This window comes from Streptomyces sp. DH41 (genome assembly GCF_029813785.1).
Classification (GTDB): Bacteria; Actinomycetota; Actinomycetes; order Streptomycetales; family Streptomycetaceae; genus Streptomyces.
In genome coordinates, this window is the sequence record NZ_JARVKY010000011.1 from 116,477 (window position 1) to 137,970 (window position 21,494).

Annotated in this window: 17 protein-coding genes and 1 pseudogene; 9 read left to right on the forward strand and 9 right to left on the reverse strand. The window is 71.5% G+C overall.

All coding sequences use genetic code 11. From position 1 onward, the window contains the following. Window positions 1-37: 37 nt before the first annotated feature. On the forward strand, window positions 38-1,783 hold the full coding sequence (locus QC283_RS19525; protein WP_279562851.1) for a serine/threonine-protein kinase: 1,746 nt from the start codon (window positions 38-40) through the stop codon (window positions 1,781-1,783). Between the two features lie 280 nt (window positions 1,784-2,063). On the opposite strand, the gene QC283_RS19530 is transcribed toward QC283_RS19525, so the two are convergent. From QC283_RS19530 to QC283_RS19545, 4 genes are all read right to left on the reverse strand, one after another. Further along, window positions 2,064-2,645: a TetR/AcrR family transcriptional regulator gene (locus tag QC283_RS19530; RefSeq protein ID WP_279562852.1), complete on the reverse strand. Its 582-nt coding sequence runs from the start codon at window positions 2,643-2,645 to the stop codon at window positions 2,064-2,066. Between the two features lie 846 nt (window positions 2,646-3,491). Then, window positions 3,492-4,055: a TetR/AcrR family transcriptional regulator gene (locus tag QC283_RS19535; RefSeq protein WP_279562853.1), complete on the reverse strand. Its 564-nt coding sequence runs from the start codon at window positions 4,053-4,055 to the stop codon at window positions 3,492-3,494. A gap of 178 nt (window positions 4,056-4,233) precedes the next feature. Next, complete coding sequence (locus QC283_RS19540) at window positions 4,234-5,625, reverse strand: amidase (protein ID WP_279562854.1); 1,392 nt, start codon at window positions 5,623-5,625, stop codon at window positions 4,234-4,236. After that, a complete protein-coding gene (locus tag QC283_RS19545; protein WP_279562855.1) occupies window positions 5,612-5,821 on the reverse strand; it encodes a hypothetical protein in 210 nt (69 codons plus the stop codon). The genes QC283_RS19540 and QC283_RS19545 overlap by 14 nt, the downstream gene beginning before the upstream one ends. Before the next feature lie 128 nt (window positions 5,822-5,949). On the opposite strand from QC283_RS19545, the gene QC283_RS19550 reads away from it, so the two are divergent. Further along, a complete protein-coding gene (locus tag QC283_RS19550) occupies window positions 5,950-7,212 on the forward strand; it encodes an MFS transporter (RefSeq protein WP_279562856.1) in 1,263 nt (420 codons plus the stop codon). A 24-nt stretch (window positions 7,213-7,236) separates the two neighbouring features. After that, window positions 7,237-8,151 carry an MBL fold metallo-hydrolase gene (locus QC283_RS19555; protein ID WP_279562857.1) on the forward strand — a complete coding sequence of 305 codons (915 nt, stop codon included), beginning with the start codon at window positions 7,237-7,239 and terminating at the stop codon, window positions 8,149-8,151. A gap of 355 nt (window positions 8,152-8,506) precedes the next feature. Here QC283_RS19555 and QC283_RS19560 read toward each other — a convergent pair whose 3' ends face one another. Further along, window positions 8,507-9,502 carry an aldo/keto reductase gene (locus QC283_RS19560; protein WP_279562858.1) on the reverse strand — a complete coding sequence of 332 codons (996 nt, stop codon included), beginning with the start codon at window positions 9,500-9,502 and terminating at the stop codon, window positions 8,507-8,509. A gap of 126 nt (window positions 9,503-9,628) precedes the next feature. Between QC283_RS19560 and QC283_RS19565 the strand changes: the two genes are divergently transcribed. After that, window positions 9,629-10,489, forward strand: coding sequence for a helix-turn-helix transcriptional regulator (locus QC283_RS19565; protein ID WP_279562859.1), 861 nt, complete (start codon window positions 9,629-9,631; stop codon window positions 10,487-10,489). A gap of 369 nt (window positions 10,490-10,858) precedes the next feature. On the opposite strand, the gene QC283_RS19570 is transcribed toward QC283_RS19565, so the two are convergent. After that, window positions 10,859-11,506, reverse strand: coding sequence for a maleylpyruvate isomerase family mycothiol-dependent enzyme (locus QC283_RS19570; RefSeq protein WP_279562860.1), 648 nt, complete (start codon window positions 11,504-11,506; stop codon window positions 10,859-10,861). Window positions 11,507-11,838: 332 nt separating this feature from the next. Continuing rightward, window positions 11,839-13,032, reverse strand: coding sequence for a helix-turn-helix transcriptional regulator (locus QC283_RS19575; protein WP_279562861.1), 1,194 nt, complete (start codon window positions 13,030-13,032; stop codon window positions 11,839-11,841). Between the two features lie 157 nt (window positions 13,033-13,189). Between QC283_RS19575 and QC283_RS39615 the strand changes: the two are divergent. The 5 genes and pseudogenes from QC283_RS39615 to QC283_RS19595 form a co-directional block, all read left to right on the forward strand. Further along, window positions 13,190-13,612 (forward strand): annotated as a pseudogene (locus QC283_RS39615) (FAD/NAD(P)-binding protein); the annotation flags it as partial. 359 nt (window positions 13,613-13,971) lie between these two features. Next, a complete protein-coding gene (locus QC283_RS19580; protein WP_279562862.1) occupies window positions 13,972-14,661 on the forward strand; it encodes a hypothetical protein in 690 nt (229 codons plus the stop codon). Window positions 14,662-15,335: 674 nt separating this feature from the next. Next, window positions 15,336-15,743: a YciI family protein gene (locus QC283_RS19585; protein WP_279562863.1), complete on the forward strand. Its 408-nt coding sequence runs from the start codon at window positions 15,336-15,338 to the stop codon at window positions 15,741-15,743. Between the two features lie 8 nt (window positions 15,744-15,751). Then, complete coding sequence (locus QC283_RS19590) at window positions 15,752-16,897, forward strand: RNA polymerase sigma factor (protein ID WP_279562975.1); 1,146 nt, start codon at window positions 15,752-15,754, stop codon at window positions 16,895-16,897. 166 nt (window positions 16,898-17,063) lie between these two features. Continuing rightward, window positions 17,064-18,260: a glycoside hydrolase family 64 protein gene (locus QC283_RS19595; protein ID WP_279562864.1), complete on the forward strand. Its 1,197-nt coding sequence runs from the start codon at window positions 17,064-17,066 to the stop codon at window positions 18,258-18,260. 163 nt (window positions 18,261-18,423) lie between these two features. Here the strand turns inward: QC283_RS19595 and QC283_RS19600 are convergent, their stop codons facing one another. Together QC283_RS19600 and QC283_RS19605 are read right to left on the reverse strand one after the other, a co-directional pair. After that, window positions 18,424-19,983, reverse strand: a complete 1,560-nt coding sequence (locus tag QC283_RS19600) for a GMC family oxidoreductase (RefSeq protein WP_279562865.1) — start codon at window positions 19,981-19,983, stop codon at window positions 18,424-18,426. 29 nt (window positions 19,984-20,012) lie between these two features. Then, entirely contained in the window at window positions 20,013-21,479 is a 1,467-nt protein-coding gene (locus QC283_RS19605; protein WP_279562866.1) for an aldehyde dehydrogenase family protein, read from the reverse strand. Window positions 21,480-21,494 lie beyond the last annotated feature (15 nt).

The following is a 21,494-nucleotide window of genomic DNA, read 5'->3' on the forward strand; positions in this document are numbered from 1 at the left end:
GCTGTCCCGCTGATCAGGGACCGGTAGGTTTGTGTGGGTGACTGGCAAACATGCAGAGGAGATCGCCGGTCGGTACCTCCTGCTGGAACGTCTGGGCAGTGGAGGCATGGGTACGGTCTGGCGTGCCACCGACCGATTACTGGAGCGCACCGTCGCGGTGAAGGAGGTGCACCTGCACGGCGGTGGAGAGGATCTCGCCCAGCGGTTGCGTCGTGCGCACCGTGAGGCACGTGCTATCGCCCGGATCTCCCATCCCAACGTCATCAACATCCACGACCTGGTCCACCACGAGGACCGGTTGTGGCTGGTCATGGAACTGGTGGAGGGCCCGTCCCTGGCCGAACACGTAGCCGCGCACGGTCCCCCGACCGTGAAACGGGTCGCCGAGATCGGCCTTGAGCTGCTGGGCGCCCTCAACGCGGTGCACTCCGCCGGCGCTCTGCACCGGGACGTGAAACCGGCGAACATCCTGCTGCGCGCCGACGGCAGGGTGGTGCTCTGCGACTTCGGGATCGTGGAACTGGCCGACACCGAGTCACTCACCACTGGCGGGGTGATCGGCACCGTGGAGTACCTCTCTCCGGAACGCATGGAGGGCCGGCAGGCTGGGCCACCCAGTGACCTGTTCTCCCTGGGCAGCACCCTGTGTGCGCTGTTCACCGGCCGCTCGCCGTTCGCCAGGCCGGAGCCCGCCGCGGCGGTGTACGCCTTGGTCAACGAGCCGCCGGTGCTGCCCGAGGCAGCCGGGGCATTGCGCCCGGTGCTCGCCGGGCTGCTGCGCAAGAACCCGGCCGAGCGGCCGTCGTCCGACGAGATCGCCACCGCGCTGCGGTCGGTGGCCGCACTGCCCGGGCCCTCCGTCCAGCCGGAGCGCCCCATGGTGATCGGTGAAACGTTGTCCACACCGAAGGAGCGTCGCCGTCGCCCTCTCCGGACGGGCCGCTGGGCGGCCCTGCTGGCGGCGGTACTGCTCACCGGCGGTGCCGTCACCGCCCTGTTGGCCAACCGCTCGTCCGAGCAGCAGGGAGCCGGGGCAGACGGCGAGGCGGGTGTGGAATCACCGGAGCGGTCGACCGTCGTGCCGACGTCGACGAGGATCGATGCCGCGTTGCCCGCGCCGGACGACCCGTACAAGGCATGGTTGGTCTCGGGCGACCAGTACCTGTTCGTCTCCGTGTCAACCCATGATGAACCCATACAGAACAGGGAAAAAGGCCCCGCCCCCGTGACGGACTGGACCGGGATCTTCGAGGACCTTCCCGGCTTCCGCGACGGCATCGACGCGGTGCTGCCCGTCTTCGGGGTGCTCAACGAATACTGGGTGTTCTCCGGCGCGGAGTACATTCGCCTGCACGTCGCCGACGGAGATCACAGCGTCACGCAACTGACGGACCCCGCCCCGCTCGAGCAGTGGCGCGAGGCGTTCTGCGGGGAAGACGACTTCGTGGAGGGCATCGACGCGGTGATGACGGTCCCGGGCAATCCGGCACAAGCCTGGGTCTTCGCGGGCAACAGCTACGTCAGGACGACTCTCGACGCCACGGAGGCCGGCGGGACCTGCGTCATCGGCCGGACGCCGCTCAGCAACTGGTCGGGCACATTCAAGTACTACGACAACTTCAAGCGCGAGATCGACGCGGTTCTGCCGGTTCCGGAATCCGAGAGCGACTACTGGGTGTTCTCCGGCGACAAGTACCTCAGGATCCGCCTCGACAGCGAAGACTACTCGGACACGTCGAACGGCCCTGCCAAGCCGCTGCCCGACTGGAGCACATTCTCCTAGCCTCGAAGTTCTGTGATGGTCTGCCGACGGAGTCGGTGGACGATTCTCGCGTTGCGGGCCGAGGTGGGGCAGGACTCAAGCCCCAGCCCCACCTCGAGGTGGCAGCGTCCTGTTCGGGCGGCCGATCGTTGACGCCTTGCGTCCGCAGTGGCTTCGGCAGGCGCATGACGCGGTCTGACCGGACCCGGCCGACCAGTTCAACGGGCGGACAGCGCAGGACCCGGGCCAGGCGGGCGACGTCGTAACCTGCGTCGGCAGGACCAGAGGCCCGCCCCCGACGTCACGCGTCCGACGGCGCGGGGCGCATGCCTTCGAGCAGGGTGTCAAGGTAGCGGTGGGCGGTTTCGGTCTTGTCGGCGGGGGTGCCGCCGTGGACGGTCACCGCATGGGCGATGCCGCACATGAGCGGGACCAGGTCGCGGGCGGCGAGGTCCGGGCGGACGGCTCCGGCTTCACGGGCCCGGTCGAGGAGCTCGGTTCCGACCGACGCGAGTGACTCTTTGAGTTCCGTGGTCCGCGGCAGGGCGTCCACGGCGGCGGAGGCGACCGGGGGCAGCGCGGCATCGGTGAGCTGGGCTTCGAGGACGCGGGACAGGAAACCTTCCAGCGCCCGCCAGGGGTCGGCGTCGGCCAGGGCCTGCTTACCATGGCCGACGAGGTCTTCGAGGCAGGGGGCGGCGACGGTCTCCAGCAGTGCCTCGGGGGTGGGAAAGTGCCGGTAGACGGTGGCGACCCCGAGGCCGGCCCGGTGTGCGACATCGTTGAGCTGCAGGGGGGTTCCCTGGTCGACCAGGGCACGGGCGATCGCGACGATCCGTTCCCAGTTGCGGGCGGCGTCCTTGCGCAGCGATGCGGTAGTCATGGGAAGTGTCCAGGTTGCTCGTCTTGGTTCGCGGGCCGGTCAGGTGATCATATGCGGGCGTTTCCGGGCGGGTGGTGGCTTCCGGTGGCGGGCCGGGTGACGGGCGCACTGCCTGGCCCGTCCACTGGTTCGGCTGCTCCAGGAACGGCAGGTGTCCGGTGGCCGGCTCGGTGGGCTGCGCGCCGGGGACGGCAGCGGCCAGTTCGTACTGGAGGGTCGCCGGTATCAGGGAGTCGGCGGTGGTCTGGGCGAAGGTGCCGGGCGGGAGCGCGAGAACGCTCTGCTCGGCGGCCGTGCGCACCTGGGCGGGCGTGAAAGAGTTCAGTGCCGGGGTCCTGACGGCCGAACTCTGGTGTCGAACGTGCCGGCCGGCGCCAGAGCGACACCGTCACGGAGAGCCACTGGAGCGAGATCATTTTGGGGAGTAGCTCGAATCCGGCTCGACCGTAGAGCTGTCTCGATCTTCTTGATCCCGTTGACGGCGCCCTCGGTGCCGCCCGAGCTCCCGTCCAGGGTGTGCCCGGCTGTCACAGCGTCGAGGTCCCGGGGTAGGTGGAGTGCGCAGCCGGTGAGGCCGGGTAGCCGGTCGGCATCGACTGCGCCCATCCGGGCCGGGAGGAAAGCTACCAACGGCACTCGCCCTCCTCCGGCACGTACTCCGAAGTGCGAACCAGATCCGGCAACGTGTCACCGGCTGATGACTTGCATCGGCGTGCTCGGGAAGTGTTCCGGGTACGCCCTCGGGACCGTCCGCCGCAGGACTGGGGACCCGGCGAGGTCCTGCCGGGCTGTGAGGCCCGGGCATCGCAGGCGCTGCCGGTGGGGCGCGCCGGTGCGATCACCTGGTCATGAGCCGGTCCGGCCGAGGGCCTCTGCGACGAGTCGGCGCGCGTACGCGGCGTCGAGTCCGTCCGGGCGGAAGAGGATGCGGTACATGATGGGCGCGACGACGCGGTCGATGACCGCCTCGACGTCGGGCGTCTTCTCCCCACGTTCAGCTGCTCGGGTGAGGATGAGGTTGATCTGCTCGGCGGCGTAGGCCGAGCACTGGCCGGCGTTACTGCCGTCCGGGTCGCCGAGCAGAGCGTCGCGGATATAGGCCCGGCCGGTGCGGGAGGCCATCTCGTCGAGGAACTGCTCGGCCCAGGCCGTCAGGTCGGACGACATGGCACCGTGGTCGTTGGGTGCGGTGTCGGGCCGCAGCCGCTCGACCGCTACGTCCGACAACAGCTCCTGCAGGTCCCCCCAGCGGCGGTAGATCGTCGACGGTGTTACTCCCGCACGCTGGGCGATCAGGGGTACGGTCAGGGCGTCCCGGCCGACTTCCGACGCGAGTTCGCGTACGGCGGTGTGGACCGATGCCTGCACCCGGGCGCTGCGCCCCCCAGGGCGCACCATCTGCCTGCTCATAGAACCCATCTTAAAGCAAAATCATTGCGTCTAGCGAGCCACCCGCCATACCTCCGTGCGGTGGTCCTCTCCGTGCGGCAGCCGGCCGGTCGCAGTCGGCCGGTCACAGTCGGCCGGTCGCGGACGATCGGTGCTTTCGGCCCGGCCGGAGTGATCAGGCCGGGCCCAAGGCACTCGGTCACGCCGCGCGCGCGAGCTCACGGGCGGGCTGCGTCCGCTCGTAGGCGTGGCCGGCCCGCAGGAGCACACTCTCGCCGAGCGGTCGCCCGAGCAGCTGCATGCCGATCGGCATGCCCGCCGCATCGTGACCGATGGGGACGGACAGGGACGGCACCCCGGTGATGTTGGCAGGGGACGAGAGGCGTACGTAGGCGTCGGAAACGCCCTCGACGGTGCCGTCGGCCCAGGTGATGGTCTCCTGGCCGGCCTTGACCGCGGTCGCCGGGACGGAGGGGGCGGCGATCAGGTCGACCTCCTGCAGCATCCGCGCCCACTCCTGCCGCATGAGGGTGCGGGCACGCTGGGCGCGCAGGTAGTCCCCGGCGGGCATGAGTTCGCCGGCCTCGAGGAGGACGCGGACGTCTGTCTGGTAGAGCTCGGGGACCGTGCGCAGGGTGTTCTCGTGGTAGGCGGTTGCCTCGGGCACCATCAGGCCCCACTGGGTGGCGTGGATGTAGCGGGTCATGGGGATCTCGACCTCGACGAGGCGTGCGCCGAGGGCCCGAAGCTGGTCGATCGCGCGCCGTACGGCGGCTTCCACCTCCTCGTCGACGTGGTCGAAGTAGTAGTTGCGCGGCACGCCCACGCGCAGCCCCGTCAGGTCCGCGTCCGGGGCCGGCCGGTAGTCCGTACCGGGTGTGGCCAGGGAGGCGGGGTCTCGGGGGTCGTGTCCGGCCAGGGCGGTCAGGACCAGGGCCGCGTCCTCGGCGGTGCGGGTGACCGGGCCGGCGTGGTCCAGCGACCAGGACAGGGACGTGACGCCGTGGCGGGGGACGAGGCCGTAGGTCGGCTTGAGGCCGACCACCCCGTTCAGCGCGGCGGGCACGCGGATCGATCCGCCGGTGTCGGTGCCCAGGGCGAAGGTCGCGGTGCCGGCGGCGACGGCGACGGCGGATCCGCCGCTGGAGCCGCCGGCGACCCTGCCGGTGTCCCAGGCGTTGCCGGTCTGCGGGGTGGTCAGCCCGTAGGCGAACTCGTGGGTGTGGGTCTTGCCGACCAGGACGGCTCCGGCCGCCGACAGACGTGCGGCGACGGTGCTGTCGGCCTGCGCGCGGTGGTCGGCCCGGACGCGGGAGCTGGCGGACGTAGCCGCGCCGGCGACGTCGATCAGGTCTTTGAGGCCCATCGGGATGCCGTGCAGCGGACCGCGGTAGCGGCCGGCCGCGATGTCGTTCCCGGCTTGGCGCGCGGCCCGGCGGGTGTGCTCGGCGGTGACGGTGACGTAGGCCTGAAGGTGCGGCTCCACCTGTTCGACGCGCTCCAGGACGGAGTCGGCCAGCTCGACGGGGGACAGCTGCCGGGCCTGGATCAGGTCCGCGGCCGCACTCAGGGACAGTTCATACGGCTGCATCGTGGTTCTCCTGTTCCGCGCGGTAGGCGGGGGCGGGCGGGGTGTCCCCGAAGTCCAGCTCTCGCAGGACCGCGACGACGGAGTGGATGTGGTTGGCGGTGGCCGCGACCGCGGTGTGGCGGCCGTCCGGCAGCGGGAGCCCGGCGCGGGCGGCCCAGCGGGCCGCTTCCGGCGGAGTGAGTTCAGCGGAGGACATGGAGGTTCTCTCCTCAGGGCTGGAGGGTGGAGCGACCCTCGACTTCTAAAGCAAAGGGTTTGCTTTAGCTGACTGTAGAGCCTACGGTGCTTTAAAGCAAACCAATTGCGTTTAGCGCGAGGAGTCCCATGTCCACCGCCACCCCCCGCGCACCTGCGCGATCCAGCCACCCGGGAGCCCGCACCGCGACCGCCCACCGCGCGGCATCCTTCGTCCTGGACGCCTCGATCCTGGCCGCGCTCCTCGCGGCATCCAGTGCGCCGACGCCCCTGTATCCCCACTACCAGGACGTCTGGGACCTGTCCGCGCTCACCGTCACCGTGGTCTTCAGCGCCTACTCCCTGACGCTGCTGCTGGCCCTGCTCACCACCGGAGCGCTCTCCGACCACCTCGGGCGGCGCCCCGTCCTGGCGGGCGCCATGCTGCTGGAGGCCGCCTCCATGGTGCTGCTGGCCTCGGCGGACGGCGCCGGAGCGCTGATCACCGCCCGGATCCTGCAGGGAGCGGCCACCGGCGTGGCCACCAGCGCCGCGGGAGCGGCTCTCCTCGACCTTCAGGATCCCCTGCGTCCGGGCCGCTCAGCCCTGACCAACAGCATCGTCCCGGTGGCGGGCATGGCCGTCGGCGTCCTGGCCTCCACCCTCCTCGTCCACTTCGCCCCCGCGCCCACGGTCACCGTGTACGTCCTGCTGGCGGCTCTCTTCGCCACCCAGGCGATCGCGGTCACGTTCACCGCGGAGACGGCACGCCCGCACGCCGGCGCCCTGCGGTCGCTGCGCCCTCACCTCACCGTGCCGCCGTCGGCGCGCAGCGCCCTGCCGACGGTCGGCACCGCTGTCGTCGCCGTATGGGCGCTGGGCGGCTTCTACTCCTCCCTCGGACCGGCGCTCGTGCGCCTCGTGGCCCCGGGTGCCTCACAGGCGGCCGGCGGCATGGTCTTCTTCGTGCTCACCGCCGCGGCCACGCTCACCGTGTGGATACTGCGGCGCACGGCGCCGCGCGTCGCCGCCGCCGGCGGAAGCCTGGCCGTCATCCCGTCCGCGGCCCTGAGCCTGCTCGGTCTGCACGGCGCCGGCCTGCCCGCCGTCTACGGTGGCGCGGCCCTGGCCGGCGTCGCCTTCGGCGCCGTCTCCCAAGGGGCGCTGCGCATGACGCTCGCCTCGCTCGACGGGCAGCACCGCGCCGCGACCCTGGCCGCCTACTACGTCCTCAGCTATCTGTCCATGAGCCTGCCCGCCATCGCCGCGGGCGCCGCCACCCAGCACTACGGGCTGCGTACCACCGCCCACGCCTACGCCATCGCCGCCGCCCTGCTCACCGTCGCGGCCCTGACGGCACTCGCCGTATCGAGGGGCAAGGCAGCCCACAGCGCACACAACGTCCTTCCGTAACGAGACACGAGGAAACGACCGACCATGAGCATCGAACCGGCCACCGACCCGTCCGCCATCCCCTCCTGGACCATGGGCGACATCACCGTCCACCGCATCGACGAGGTCCTCCTGCCGCCCGCCACCGGACCGTGGCTCCTGCCCGGCGCCACGCCGGACGTCGTCACCGGGCAGGACTGGCTGCGCCCCCACTTCGCCGACGACGAAGGCGTCCTGCACCTCGACAGCCACAGCTTCGCGTTCACCGTCGGCGGACTGCGCGTCCTGGTGGACACCGGCATCGGCAACGGCAAGGAGCGGGCCAACCCCGCCTGGCACAACCTGGACACCGACTACCTTCAGCGCCTCACGGCCGCCGGATTCCCCCCGGACTCCGTCGACCTGGTGATCCTCACCCACCTGCACGCCGACCACGTCGGCTGGAACACCCACGAGGTGAACGGCGAGTGGGTCCCCACCTTCCCCAACGCCCGCTACATCACCTCACGCGTCGAGCGGGAGTTCTGGGCCGGCTACGACATGGAGGAGGCGCGCGAGCAGATGTTCCGCGACTCCGTGGTCCCGGTGGAGGAGGCGGGGCTGCTCCACCTCGTCGACGTCCCCGCCGACGGCGTCGAGGTCATCCCGGGCGTGCGCCTGATCCCCACCCCCGGGCACACCCCCGGCCACGTCGCCCTCCAGCTGACCAGCCGCACAGGGACGGCGCTGATCACGGGCGACTGCGTCCACCACCCCGTCCAGCTCGCTCACCCCAGCATCGGGGCCTGCGTCGACATCGAACCCGAGCGGTCCGAGGCCTCGCGCCGCACGCTGCTCGACTCGCTCGCCGGCACGGACACCCTCGTCCTGGGCACCCACTTCGCGCCGCCCACCGCCGGCCGTGTCATCACCCACGAGGGCGCCTACCGCCTCTCGCCCGTCCCCGCCGACTCGCACTGATCCGGTGCCGCCCCAGCCCTCGTCCGGTCGGTCCTCCACACGGCCGGACAGGGCCCGGACAGCGCTCCCGCGGCAAGCCGATCCGCTCGATGAGTCAGCGGCTGGTGGACGAGGACACCCTGGCCAGCGATGACCGGATCCACGACACGGCGCGGATCGGCGTCGTCGTCGGCGTCGGCGTCGTCTTTGTCGGCGGCATCAGCGCCGAGCGCTTCGCGGAGATTCCCGCCGGGAAGACGGTAGGCGCCGAGAACGGCGCTTCGGCCCTCTCCCCGCCCACCACGGACAGACCCGCCCCTTCAGCGACGCCATCACCGACACCGATGGCACGGTCACGACTCCCGGAGAACCGGACTCAATTCCCCACGCCGAGACTGGACATGAACGCGGACGGGTATCGGTCGCCGCGCGCCGCGCCCGGCGGCACTGCCTTCTCGATTTCGGCGAGGTCGTCTGCGGTGAGGTCCAGCTCCATCGCGGGCAGCGCCTCGGACAGCCGCTCGCGGGTGCGGGCGCCGACCAGCGGCACGATGTCCTCACCCTGTGCGGCCACCCAGGCGATGGCCAACTGGGCGACGGTGCACCCCTTCGTCTCGGCGACCCGGTGCAGCGCCTCTACGAGGGCGAGGTTGTGTTCCACGTTCCCGCTCGAGAACCGCGGGTTGAAGGCGCGGAAGTCGCCGGGGCCCGCGGTGTGGCCGGCGGACCAGTGCCCGGAGATGAGGCCGCGGCTGAGGACGCCGTACGCGGTCAGGCCGATGCCGAGCTCCCGCAACGTAGGCAGAATGTCCCCCTCCACCGCGCGGGACAGGAGGGAGTACTCGATCTGCAGGTCGGCGACCGGGTGCACGGCGTGCGCCCGGCGGATCGTCGCCGCATCGACCTCGGAGAGGCCGAGGTGCCGCACGTACCCGGCGTCGATCATCTCCTTGATCGCGCCCACCGTCTCCTCGATCGGTACCGCCGGGTCCAGCCGGGCGGGACGGTAGATGTCGATGTGGTCGGTGCCCAGACGGGTCAGCGAGTAGGCCAGGAAGTTCTTCACCGCTGCGGGACGGCCGTCCTGCCCGCCGAACTCGGGGCCCGGCCCCCGCAGCATGCCGAACTTGACGCTCAGCCGGTAACTGTCCCGGTCCCGGCCGCGCAGTGCCTCGGCGAGCAGCAGCTCGTTATGACCCATGGCGTAGAAGTCGGCGGTGTCGATCAGCGTGACGCCGGCCTCCAGCGCGGCGTGCACGGTGGCGATGCTCTCCGTGCGGTCGGCCGCGCCGTAGGCGCCCGACATGCCCATCGCGCCCAGGCCCAGCCCGGAAACGGCCGGGCCGGTGCTGCCCAGGGTTCGTATCTGCATCGAGTTCTCCTTCGTCGTGGACCCATCACCCACTGTGCGCCCACGTCGCGATGTGCGGGAGCGGAGCGTTCATCATGGGAGAGCCGCTCCCTGGCTCGGCTCCCCCTCGCGCGGGATCATGGGGCCATGGAACGTGACGAGCTCGCCGACTTCCTGCGCCGCCGCCGCGAGGCGATCCGCCCGGCCGAGGTCGGCATCGCCGACAGCCCTCGCCGTCGCACCAAGGGCCTGCGCCGGGAGGAGGTGGCCATGCTCGCCGGCATGTCGGTGGACTACGTCGTACGCCTCGAACAGGGCCGCAGCAGTCAGCCCTCGACTCAACTGCTCGGCGCGCTGGCCCGGTCGTTGCGCCTCTCGGACGACGAGCGCGACCACCTGTTCCACTTGGCCGGCCACCGGCCCCCGCCCGCCGACGGGGTGGCCCGCCTGGCCCGCGCCGGCCTGATGCGTATGCTCGACCTGCTCGGCGATACCCCGGCCCTGGTGCTGTCCGACCTGGGTGAGGTTCTCGCCCAGAACCGGGCCGCCCTCCTCCTCATGGGCGACCACACCGGCTTGTCCGGCGACCGCCGCTACGTCGTGCACCGCTGGTTCACCGACCCCGCTGCCCGCGCCGTCTGCCCGCCCGAGGAGCAGGAGTACCACGCCCGCCAGCTCGTGGCCGACCTGCGTGCGGCCGTCGGCCGCCGGTCCGGCGACTCCACGGTCGCCGGACTCGTCGACCGCTTGCAGGCCGCGAGTGCCGACTTCCGCCGGCTCTGGGCCGAGCACGAGGTGGCGGTCCGGCGCGCCGACCGCAAGACCTTCCTACGCCCGGGGGTGGGTCGCCTGCTGATGGACTGCGAGACCCTGGTCACTCCCGACCGGGGTCAGCAACTGCTGGTGCTCACCCCGGCGGACGCAGAAACCCGCGAGCGGCTGGATCTGCTGCGGGTACTCGGCACCCAGCAATTCCCCACCGGGCAGACCGTCCCGCCCGTACGGTGAAACGTCGGCCACGGCTCACCGGTTCGGTATCCGGCGGTCCGGTCCGCGGAGCAGCCGTCGCCGCCCGGTACTCCCAGCACGACCCGTCCCACGGCTGGGTTCGCAGGCAAGAAGGACCGAACGGCTGGGGTTCCTTGTCAATCGCCTCGATTGCCCGGAGGCGCCGGCCGACGGGGCGAGGTGGACGTCTTCACCGCGTTCGAGGCATTGCGCTCCCCGGGAACCGTGGCGTGCTCTGAGTGTGGCGCCGACGTCGCCCTCGGACCGCTCGCACAGAGTGGCCGGGAGCGCTCATCACCATGATGACCCGGCGCCCGACCGGCAAGAAGCCGTCACGGAACTGGGCGGGCAAGCGCAAGGCCACGATCGTCAGGTCGGCTGCCTCAGCGAACCCACTCCCTGGCCTTCCAGGTCGTTGAGCGCCACGCGCCGTCCCATGATGGTGAGAAGCAGTGAAAGCGCAGGCCCGGTTACTTCCATACCATCGCCAATCGACACATCGGCGTCCGTTGCCGTGAGCCGGAGAGAGGCTACGACTTCCTTGGCGCCGCCGAAGGACACCGGGGTGTGAGCCTGCAAGCGAAGCGCCCTGACGACGGCATCTTGGGGGTAGGAGCGGATGAGTCCCAGCGGGCGGCGGATGTCCTCACCGTGGACGACCTGCTCGACGATCCGGCTGTCGAGGGGCGCCGGAGGCGTCGACGTCCGCGAGGCCACCTGACGAAGCCGCGCCAACGTCTCCAGCGGTGAGGCACCGTGCTCGCGCGCCACACCGTGAGCGTTCTGGCGGTGGAAGTCGAACCGTGCCCGCGCGAGGCCGACCACGAAGCCGAGACGCGTCGCGCGAGCTGAGTCGACCAGGTGGGCGACGACGTCATGGACCGTCCACCCCTCACAAAGTGACGGCCGCTCCCACTGCTTGTCATCGAGACCCTCAAGGTCGTGGATCAGTGCCGCACGCTCCGCGTGCACGATCTGCCAGACATCTCTGACGTGCTCCGGATTCCCCATGGCCATCTCTCCTCAATGATCGGCTTGTTGACCTCGTAGAGACACAGACTCCCGATCACCGCAAAGCTCATCGCGAAGGGCAGTCCTCCACCTGCGCCACCGTGTCCCGCGCCGCCTCCAGCATGATCTCCACAGGATCGTGCCACGGCGCCGACACGCACCTCAGCCGCCAATCTGATCGGCGCTTTCGCGGTTCGGGTTGTCCGAATCTTCCGGCCGTCGGGGAACATGCCCGCGTCGGAACAGCCCACTTCTCCGCCCGCCCCTCCGGTCCGGCCCAGCGGGCCGTGATCAGCTCACGAAGGTCCGGTCCAGCATCCCTGGCCGCCGGGCGCACCTCACGCCCGGATCGTACGGACAGGCACCTCGCGCACGATCGATGGAGAGGCGGGTGCCTCAGCCGCGGGGATTCGGGCTTGGGCGGGGGGCCGGCCGGGGCGCTGGACCTGGGTCGGCTCTGGCAGGGCGGGCCAGTAATGCTCGGTGAACAGGCGGGCGACCAGCTCGCCTCGGCTGGAGACGCACGCCTTGTTGAAGATGGTCTTGAGGTGGTCGCGGACCGTGTGCGGGGAGATGGTCAGCGTGGTGGCGATCTCGGCGGTGGTCGTCCCGCGCGCGACGAGCTGAGTGATCTGGAGCTCCCGTGAGGTCAGGCCGTACGCCTCGGCGACCAGGACCGCCAGGTCGGCGGGTGCCGCGGGCTCGATGACGAGGGCGACCGGGCCGGGCCGGCCGCCGGGGCCGGTGAGAGAGGAGGCGTGACAGTTCAGCCACCGGCCTTCGGTGTTACGGATACGCACCCGGGCGTTGCCGTGGTCGCGGCCGTTGGCGATGGCCCTTGCCTGGAGGGCCGTGCCGAGCACCCAGATGGGCAGCTTCAGCCCCAGCGGTGAAGGGAAGGACGGCCCCTTCGGCAGCAGCGCGAGGTGATGCCGCGCCTCGTCATTGATCGACATGGCTTCCCCGGACTCGTCGAAGAGGATCAGGCCGGGCGCTGGCGAGTCGTCACGGGGTACGGAATCGGGCGGCCGGGCGAAGTCGCGCAGCCGCGCGGCCAGCGGGCGAGAGAGGTCGGCGAGCAGCACGACCTCGTCCGGACGGAACGCGTCGGCGGTGCGGAACAGGCTCACCATGCCCCATGGCCGGTCGCCGATCCGCAGTACAGCGCGCAGCTCGTCGTACACGCCTTGGCCGAGAAGGATGCGCCGGAAGCGGGCACTGCGGGCGGGCAGACCGCCGGTGGCCGCGCGCAGGCCGGCCGCCGGTACACAGGCGCGGGCCAGCTCACGGAACGGCACGACGTTCTCCTCGAGAAGTTCGCTCTCCCAGTAGGCGGCACAGCCTTCACCAGAGCCGACGTTCTCCACCAGCATCGGCGCCGTGATCAGCCCGGTCTCCGGGTCGGCGGCCGTCCACACGGCCGAGTGGAACGGCACCAGCCTCCGCAGCCCGGCCGAAGCCCGGCTGAACAACTCCACCGCGTCGGTCGCCCGTTCCGCGGCCAACAGCACCGGCCGGCATCGATCGGTCATGCGCATCCCCTCCGCCGGTCAGCCTGCCTGGCCTTCTGCACGGCGCCAACCCCTTGTTTGAGGGGGTCGTCCCAGGCCGACCGCCCCCGCCCGGGGGATGGGGTTCTTCGACGGCGTTGGCGAAGGTCAGTGGCACACCACCACGGAGAGGGAGACCATGGATACCGCGATTGTCGGAGGGGGCTCGGCAGCGGTCGGCCTGCTGGACGCGCTGGCCGGCCTGGAGGGCGAAGCCGCCGACGGGGGCGAGCCCGGCACGATCACGGTTTTCGAGCCGTCGCCGCAGCTGTGGCGGGGGCGACCGTACGGCCCGGACCTGGATTCGGTGCTGGTGAACTCGCCCCCCGCCCTCATGTCGATCCGCCACGGCGACTTCGGCCACTACGCGGCCTGGCTGGGAGCGCGGGGCGCCGACCACGTCGACGAGCTCCTGGGCCAGCCACTGGTCCCGCGTGCGCTCTACGGCGAGTACCTGGCGCACACCGCCGAGAAGGCCATGGCGGCCCTGGGTGAGCAGGGTTGGCTTGTGCGCGTCGTGGCCACCCGCGTGACCGCGGTCGCCCGACGCGGAGCCCGCCTCGTGCTGCGCACGCACGACGCGCAAGAGCACGAGACCACCCGTCTGGCGTTGTGCGTGGGCGGAGGAACACCCCCGGACCTGTACGGCCTCGCCGGTAACCAGGGCTTCACGGCCGACCCTTACCCGGTGGCCGACACGCTCGACCACGTCCCCGCCGGGGGTGACGTCGCGATCGTCGGCAGCGGTCTGACCGCCGTGGACGTCGTCGTGTCGCTCGCCGCGCGCGGGCACCGGGGGCGGATCACGCTCCTCTCACGCAGCGGGGTGCTGCCACACGTCTGGCAGCGCCCTGACGGCCGGCGCCCGCGGCACGTGACCGCCGAACGTGTGACGGGCTGCACGAGGCTCGAGGGAAGATCGTGCTCGACGACCTCATCGGGCTGCTGCGCACGGAGCTGGCGGACGCGGGCGAGGACTTCGAAGAGTTCGCGGCCGAGCTGCTGGACACCGAGGCCAAGGACCCGGTCCAGCGGCTCCGGCGGCAGATCGCCGCCATCGACGACCCCCGCATCGGCCGCCGTGTGCTGCAGCAGACGGCGCACAGCGTCGGCCCGTACGCGTGGCGGTTGCTGCCCGAATCCGATCGCGCGTGGCTTCGACGCCACCTCCGCACGGCCACCAGCGTGGCCTCGCCCATGATTCCGGTGAACGCGTCCGTCCTGATGCGGCTCCTGGATTCCGGCCAGCTCTCCGTCGCTGACGGCGTCCACGCGATCGAGCCGGTGAACGGGCGGTTCCGGGTCCGGCATGACGACGGCGAACGCACCGCGGAGATCGTCGTCAACGCCGTGAACCCGCCACCGCAAGCGGTGCCGGCCGCGGCCCGACCCCTGATCCGGTCCTTGGTGAGCACCGGCCTGGCCACGCTCCACCCGGCCGGCGGCCTGACCCCCGCCGACCCGCGCGTACATGTGATCGGAGACCTGACTGGCGGCGGCTCGTTCATCACCTCGAGCATTCCCGGCGTCGCCGCCCAGGCGTCCGGCACCGCCCAGGCGCTCCGTACACCGAGAGGGCGTCCAGCTGCGACTGTAAGGCGAGACAGGTGACGGGCACTCAGTACCGCACGAGCGGCACAGCCACGACCTCTCGACGTTCCAGAACGGGCCCACCGGCCAGTGCCTGACCGTCCCCGAGGACGGCCGCTTCCTGCCCACCGCTGGCTGCGAACCCTTCAACTCCTCGCAGCAGCAGGGTCCCGGCCGTCGCGGGGCGCGCCGGCCGACGCTCGGCTACGACCATGGCAAGTACGGTGCCCGCTCCGGCAGCGCGGGATCCGCCCCGTGATCGCGAGGCGGGGCGAGCCTCACGGCACCGGCCTGGGCATATTCCGTGTCCTCGTTCGCCACGCCGACGTGGTCGAGGGCCGCGTAGGCACCGCGCCGGGCGACCTCCAGGGGCGCGCCGGGCGGCGACGGCGTCCTTGCGGTCGAGTCCGCCGACGGCGACGCGGCCGGCGGGAAGTTCTTCGTCCAGGACGACACCGAGGTCGTGCACGGCGTCGTTCCCGTAGCGGATGGAGACCGCGACGCCGGTACTCAGGGCCGTGCGAGCCGCACCCCGGAAGAGGCTCTCGTCGGTCGCCGTCATGCCCCGGAGGTGGCGGTGTTCCCGCGAACCGGGCCGGAAAAGATTCGGCGGTGATGTCGAGAACCCGTTGTCGGCTCCGTCCCCGGGGTGAACGCGACCACAATGGGTCGTACCAGCACCGAGGAGAGACACCATGGCGAAGTACCTGCTGCTGAAGCACTACCGCGGCGCCCCGGCTCCGGTCAACGACGTCCCCATGGACCAGTGGACGCCTCAGGAGATCTCGGCCCACGTGCAGTACATGAACGACTTCGCGGCCCGGCTCGAGAAGACCGGCGAGTTCGTCGACGGCCAGGCGCTCGCCCCCGAGGGCACGTTCGTCCGGTACGACGGTGCGGGGCGCCCGCCGGTCACCGACGGCCCGTTCGCCGAGACCAAGGACCTGATCGCCGGCTGGATGGTGATCGACGTGGACGGCTACGAGCGCGCCCTGGAGCTGGCCGGCGAGCTGTCGGCCGCCCCGGGTGCGGGCGGGGAGCCGATCCACGAATGGCTAGAGCTGCGCCCGTTCCTCGCCGCGCCGCCCACCGTCACGGAGTGACCTCGTCGATGGACGAGGCCCTGCTCCGGAGCCTCACGCCGAGCGTGCTCGGCATCCTCGTCCGCCGCGGAGCCGACTTCGCGGCGGCCGAGGACGCCGTGCAGGACGCGCTGGCAGAAGCGGTCCGCGTCTGGCCGGCCGACCCTCCCCGGGACCCCAAGGGCTGGCTGGTCACCGTGGCCTGGCGGCGGTTCCTCGACGCGACCCGGGCGGAACTGGCCCGGCGCCGCCGTGAGGACCTCGTCGACGAGGAGCCGGCGCCCGGTCCCGCGGTGGCGGTGGACGACACCCTCCAGCTGTACTTCCTGTGCGCCCACCCGTCGCTGACGCCGTCGTCCGCGGTCGCCCTCACGCTGCGCGCCGTCGGCGGGCTGACCACGCGCCAGATCGCCCGGGCCTACCTGGTGCCGGAGGCGACCATGGCGCAGCGGATCAGCCGGGCCAAGCGCACCGTCTCGGGGGTGCGCTTCGACCGGCCCGGCGACGTCGCCACCGTGCTGCGCGTCCTCTACCTGGTCTTCAACGAGGGCTACTCCGGGGACGTCGACCTCGCCGCCGAGGCCGTCCGGCTCACCCGGCAGCTCGCGGCCGCGATCGACCACCCCGAGGTGGCGGGGCTGCTCGCGCTCATGCTGCTGCACCATGCCCGGCGCGCCGCCCGGACGGCGCCCGACGGCAGCCTGGTGCCGCTGGCCGAGCAGGACCGCGAGCGGTGGGACACCGAGTCGATCGCCGAGGGCGTGGCGATTCTGCGGGCGGCCCTCGCCCGCGACCGGCTGGGCGAGTTCCAGGCCCAGGCCGCCGTCGCGGCACTCCACGCCGACGCGCCCACCGCCGAGGAGACCGACTGGGCACAGATCGTCGAGTGGTACGACGAGCTCGCGCGGCTGACCGACAGCCCGGTCGTCCGTCTCAACCGTGCGGTGGCCGTCGGTGAGGCCGACGGGCCACGCGCCGGCCTCGCCGCGCTCGCCGCGCTGGACGGCTCGCTGCCTCGCCACACCGCGGTGGCGGCGTACCTCCACGAGCGCGACGGCGACCTGGCGACCGCGGCGCGGTTGTACGCCGAGGCCGCCCGGAAGGCACCCAACCTCGCCGAGCGCGACCATCTGACGCGCCAGGCGGCCCGGCTCAACTCCCGCCGGCGCCCCTGACCGGTCGCACCCGGACGCCTCCGCGGCACTCGGCGCGACCGTCGCGGTCACCCACCCCGATCCCGCGCCCCTCACGCATTGACATGAACGCGTCTCAGCGCAACGCTGAGAGCGCTCTCAGAATCGGTACGGACCAATTCCCCCCACACCCGCACGGAGGTGGAGAGTGCTCGCAAGCCTCAAACACCGTCTGCTCGCCGTGGCCACGGCCGCGGGCCTGGCCGGCGCCCTGCTCACGTTCGGCGCCGCGCCACCCGCGGACGCCGCGGTGCCCGCCACCATCCCCCTGAAGATCACCAACAACTCCAGTCGCGGCGAGCCGGTCCACATCTACAACCTGGGCACCTCGCTGACGACGGGGCAGCAGGGCTGGGCCGACGCGAACGGCACCTTCCACGCCTGGCCCGCCGGCGGCAATCCACCCACTCCCGCCCCGGACGCCTCCATCCCCGGGCCGGCCGCGGGACAGACCAAGACGATCCGGATACCCAAGCTCTCAGGACGCGTCTACTTCTCGTACGGCCAGAAGCTCGACTTCCGGCTGGCCACCGGAGGCCTGGTGCAACCGGCCGTCCAGAACCCGAGTGACCCCAACCGCGACATCCTGTTCAACTGGTCCGAGTACACGCTCAACGACTCCGGGCTGTGGCTGAACAGCACCCAGGTCGACATGTTCTCCGCGCCCTACACGGTCGGCGTGCAGCGGGCGGACGGCAGCGTGAGCAGCGCCGGGCGGCTCAAGGCCGGTGGGTACAACGCGGTGTTCAACGCTCTGCGCGCGCAGCCCGGCTGGGGCGGGCTGATCCAGACACGGTCCGACGGCACCGTCCTGCGGGCGCTGTCCCCGCTGTACGGGCTGGAGACCGGGGCGCTGCCCGCGTCGGTCATGGACGACCACATCAACGGCGTCTGGCAGAAGTACACGACGACCACCCTCACCGTCACGCCGTTCGCGGACCGGCCGAACACCAAGTACTCCGGGCGCGTCTCGGGCGGCGTCATGCACTTCACCGACAGCGCCGGTGCGGTCGTCACGAGCTTCCAGAAGCCCGACGCCTCCAGTGTCTTCGGCTGTCACAAGCTCCTGGACGCCCCCAACGACCAGGTACGCGGGCCGATCTCCCGCACACTGTGCGCCGGCTTCAACCGCTCGACGCTGCTGAGCAACCCGGACCAGCCGGACGCCTCGGCGGCGGACTTCTACAAGGAGTCCGTGACCAACCACTACGCCCGGGTCATCCACGACCGGATGGCCGACGGCAAGGCGTACGCCTTCGCCTTCGACGACGTCGGCCACCACGAGTCGCTGGTGCACGACGGCGATCCGGCCGAGGCGCGGCTCACGCTCGACCCGCTCGACTGACCCGGCAACTGACCCGGCGCACGAAACCGCCCCCGGCCTCCGCTCATACCGGAAGCCGGGGGTGGTCTCACGAGGGGGGCCGTCGCCGGGGGCGGCTGTGCGATGCCGCGGCCCGCGCCCGCGTCCGCGCTGCCGGCCGGCGTTCCGGGAACGGCCGTCGGGTCTACCCTTCCAGGGCCGTCGGCCGCGGGGCCGGCCGGGCTGTGATGAGGTCCGCCGCGCGTTCGGCGGCGAGCAGCACGGTGACCATCGGGTTGATGGTCGGCATGGTGGGGAAGACGGACGCGTCCACGATCCGCAGCCCGTCGTGTCCACGCAGCCGCAACTGGGGATCGACGACCGCCATGGGGTCGTCCTCGGCACCCATCCGGCAGGTACCTGCCGGATGGTAGACGGTGTGGGCGGCGCGGCGCCCGTACTCGGACAGGTCGGCGTCCGAGCGTACGTCCGGTCCCGGCGCCACCTCGCGCAGCAGCCAGTCGCTGAGCGGGGCGGTGGACGCCACTTCGCGGGCGATCCGCAGGCCGTCGACGATCGTGCGCTCGTCGTACCCGTCCGGGTCGGTGAAGTAGCGGAAGTCCAGCGCCGGTTTGACGTCCGGATCCGCGCCGCGCAGCCACATGCGGCCGACGGAACGGGCACGCGGCACGTTCGGAGTCATGCAGACGCCGTGCTCGGGGACGGGATAGCCCAGCCGTGCGGTGTTGGTGGTGAACGGCACCTGGTAGAAGTGGAACATCAGGTCCGGGCGCGGTCCGCCCGCCGGGTCGCGGCGCAGGAAGAGGCCGGCGTCGGAGTCCATGGCCGAGTTGGGCGGCAGCGGTTCACGGGTCTCCCACACCATCACCGACTCGGGGTGGTCCAGCAGGTTCTCCCCCACCCCGGGCAGGTCCGCGCGGACCTCGATGCCCACATCGCGCAGTTGGCCGGCCGGGCCGATGCCGGAGAGCATCAGCAGTCGGGGCGTGTCGATCGCCCCGGCGCACAGGAGCACCTCGGCGTCCGCCTCCAGCGTCGAGAGGGAGCCGTCGGGGTTGCGCACCTGGACGCGGGTGAAACGGCCCTCGCTGTCCGGCAGCAGCCGGTACGCCCAGGTTTCCAGACGCAGCGTCAGGTTCGGCCGGTCCAGGACGGGGTGCAGGTAGGCGACGGAGGCCGAGGAGCGGGTGTTGGTCGCCGGGTCGTAGGCGAGGGAGAAGAAGCCGGCGCCGTCGGTGAAGGGGCGGGCGTTGAAGTCCTCGACGCGCTGTACGCCGAGCCGGGTGGTGGCCGCCGTGACGAAGTCCTCGGCGATCGCGTTGCGGTCGTCGGCACCGACGGGCACGATCGTGTTCTGCAGTCGTGTCCGGTACGGCAGGATCGTTCGGGGCTCCCACCCGGCGCAGCCGCGCTCCACCCACTCGTCGAGGTCCTGCGGGAACGGCAGGAAGCTGATCAGCGTGTTGTGCGAGGAGCAGCCGCCGAGCACGCGGGCGCGGGAGTGCAGGATGTGCGAGTTGCCGCGCGGCTGCTCCTCGGTGGTGTAGCCGTAGTCGAACTCGGAGCCGAGCAGGTTGATCCAGTTGCGGAGCCGCAGGATACGTTCGTCGCCGACATCACTGGGGCCGCCCTCCACCACGCAGACACGGCAGGCCGGGTCCTCGCTCAGCCGTGCGGCCAGTACGCAGCCGGCGGTACCGCCGCCGATGATCAGGTAGTCGTAGGTCGTCGTCTCGTCGTCCATGGCGTCGCCTTCTCTCTCGCCCTGCCCGCTCAGCCCTTGAACCAGCCGGAGACGGCCGGCCGCAGGTTCTGGTAGATGTGCTTGGCCTCCTGGTATTCGCGCAGGCCGGTGGGCCCGAGTTCCCGGCCGAAACCGGAACGGCCGAAGCCGCCCCACTCGGCCTGCGGTACGTAGGGGTGGAAGTCGTTGATCCAGACCGTGCCGTGCCGCAGCCGGCCGGCGACCCGCTGGGCACGACTCGCGTCGTTCGTCCAGACGCCGCCGGCCAGGCCGTACCGGGTGTCGTTGGCCAGTTCCACGGCCTCCTCCTCGGTACGGAAGCGTTCCACTGTGACGACCGGGCCGAAGACCTCCTCCCGCACGATGCGCATCGAGCGGTCGCAGTCGGCGTAGACGGTGGGCAGCAGGAAGAAGCCGCGGGAGAGCTCGGGGTCGTCCGGGCGGCGGCCGCCGCACACCAGCCGGGCGCCCTCCTCGCGGGCGATCTCCAGATAGCCTTCGACCTTCTCCCGGTGCTGCGCCGAGCTGAGCGGCCCGCTCTCGGTCGTCGGCTCGAGACCGCTGCCGAGCCGGATGGTCCGCGCGCGGATGGCCAGCCGTTCGACGAAACGGTCGTGCAGGCTGTCCTCGACGAGCAGCCGCGAGCCCGCCGAGCAGACCTGCCCCGAGTGCAGGAACGAGGCTTCGAGGGCGTGGTCGACGGCGGCGTCGAAGTCGCAGTCGGCGAAGACCACGTTGGGGTTCTTGCCGCCGAGTTCCAGGGCGAGGTTCTTCACTCCCGGCGCGCACGCCTCCATGATCCGGCGCCCGGTGGCCAGGCCGCCGGTGAAGGAGACCAGGTCCACCTCGGGGTGGGAGGACATCGCCGCGCCCACGGTGCCGCCCGGGCCGAGCACCAGGTTCGCGACCCCGGACGGCGCTCCCGCCTCGGCGATCAGCCTGAGCATGTGGATCGTGGACAGGGGTGTCGTCTCGCTGGGCTTGAGCACGAAGGTGTTGCCCGCGGCCAGGGCGGGGGCGACCTTCCAGGAGGCCTGCAGCAGCGGGTAGTTCCACGGTGCGATGAGGGCGCAGACGCCGATGGGGTGGTAGGTGACCCGGCTGAGCACATCGGGGCCGACGTCCACGACCCGGCCGCCGTCCTTGTCGGCGATCTCCGCGAAGTAGCGGAACGCGTTGGAGACGTCCTCGATGTCGATACGTGCCTCGGCGAGCGTCTTGCCTGTGTCGAGGGTCTCGACGCGGGCGATCTCCTCCTGGTCGCGCAGCAGGAACCGCGCCACCCTGAGCAGCACATCGGCCCGCTCCCGGGTGGGCGCCGACGGCCAGTCGCCCCGGTCGAAGGCCTGCCGGGCGGCTCGTACGGCCCGGTCGACGTCGGCCTCGTCGGCGTCGTCCACCTGCTGGATGACGGACGCGTCGAAGGGGTTGATCACGTCCCGGCGCGCGCCGTTCACGGCGCCCGTCCACTCGCCGTCGATGAACAGTTCCGGCATCGCAGGCTCCCTCGC

Coding starts and splice junctions, on each gene's coding strand:
- QC283_RS19570 (WP_279562860.1), bottom strand. CDS start 11,506: ATGGCCATGGGGAATCCGGAGCACGTCAGAGATGTCTGGCAGATCGTG.
- QC283_RS19575 (WP_279562861.1), bottom strand. CDS start 13,032: ATGACCGATCGATGCCGGCCGGTGCTGTTGGCCGCGGAACGGGCGACC.
- QC283_RS19535 (WP_279562853.1), bottom strand. CDS start 4,055: ATGAGCAGGCAGATGGTGCGCCCTGGGGGGCGCAGCGCCCGGGTGCAG.
- QC283_RS19545 (WP_279562855.1), bottom strand. CDS start 5,821: ATGTCCTCCGCTGAACTCACTCCGCCGGAAGCGGCCCGCTGGGCCGCC.
- QC283_RS19550 (WP_279562856.1), top strand. CDS start 5,950: ATGTCCACCGCCACCCCCCGCGCACCTGCGCGATCCAGCCACCCGGGA.
- QC283_RS19560 (WP_279562858.1), bottom strand. CDS start 9,502: ATGCAGATACGAACCCTGGGCAGCACCGGCCCGGCCGTTTCCGGGCTG.
- QC283_RS19605 (WP_279562866.1), bottom strand. CDS start 21,479: ATGCCGGAACTGTTCATCGACGGCGAGTGGACGGGCGCCGTGAACGGC.
- QC283_RS19555 (WP_279562857.1), top strand. CDS start 7,237: ATGAGCATCGAACCGGCCACCGACCCGTCCGCCATCCCCTCCTGGACC.
- QC283_RS19530 (WP_279562852.1), bottom strand. CDS start 2,645: ATGACTACCGCATCGCTGCGCAAGGACGCCGCCCGCAACTGGGAACGG.
- QC283_RS19585 (WP_279562863.1), top strand. CDS start 15,336: ATGGCGAAGTACCTGCTGCTGAAGCACTACCGCGGCGCCCCGGCTCCG.
- QC283_RS19540 (WP_279562854.1), bottom strand. CDS start 5,625: ATGCAGCCGTATGAACTGTCCCTGAGTGCGGCCGCGGACCTGATCCAG.
- QC283_RS19590 (WP_279562975.1), top strand. CDS start 15,752: ATGGACGAGGCCCTGCTCCGGAGCCTCACGCCGAGCGTGCTCGGCATC.
- QC283_RS19600 (WP_279562865.1), bottom strand. CDS start 19,983: ATGGACGACGAGACGACGACCTACGACTACCTGATCATCGGCGGCGGT.
- QC283_RS19565 (WP_279562859.1), top strand. CDS start 9,629: ATGGAACGTGACGAGCTCGCCGACTTCCTGCGCCGCCGCCGCGAGGCG.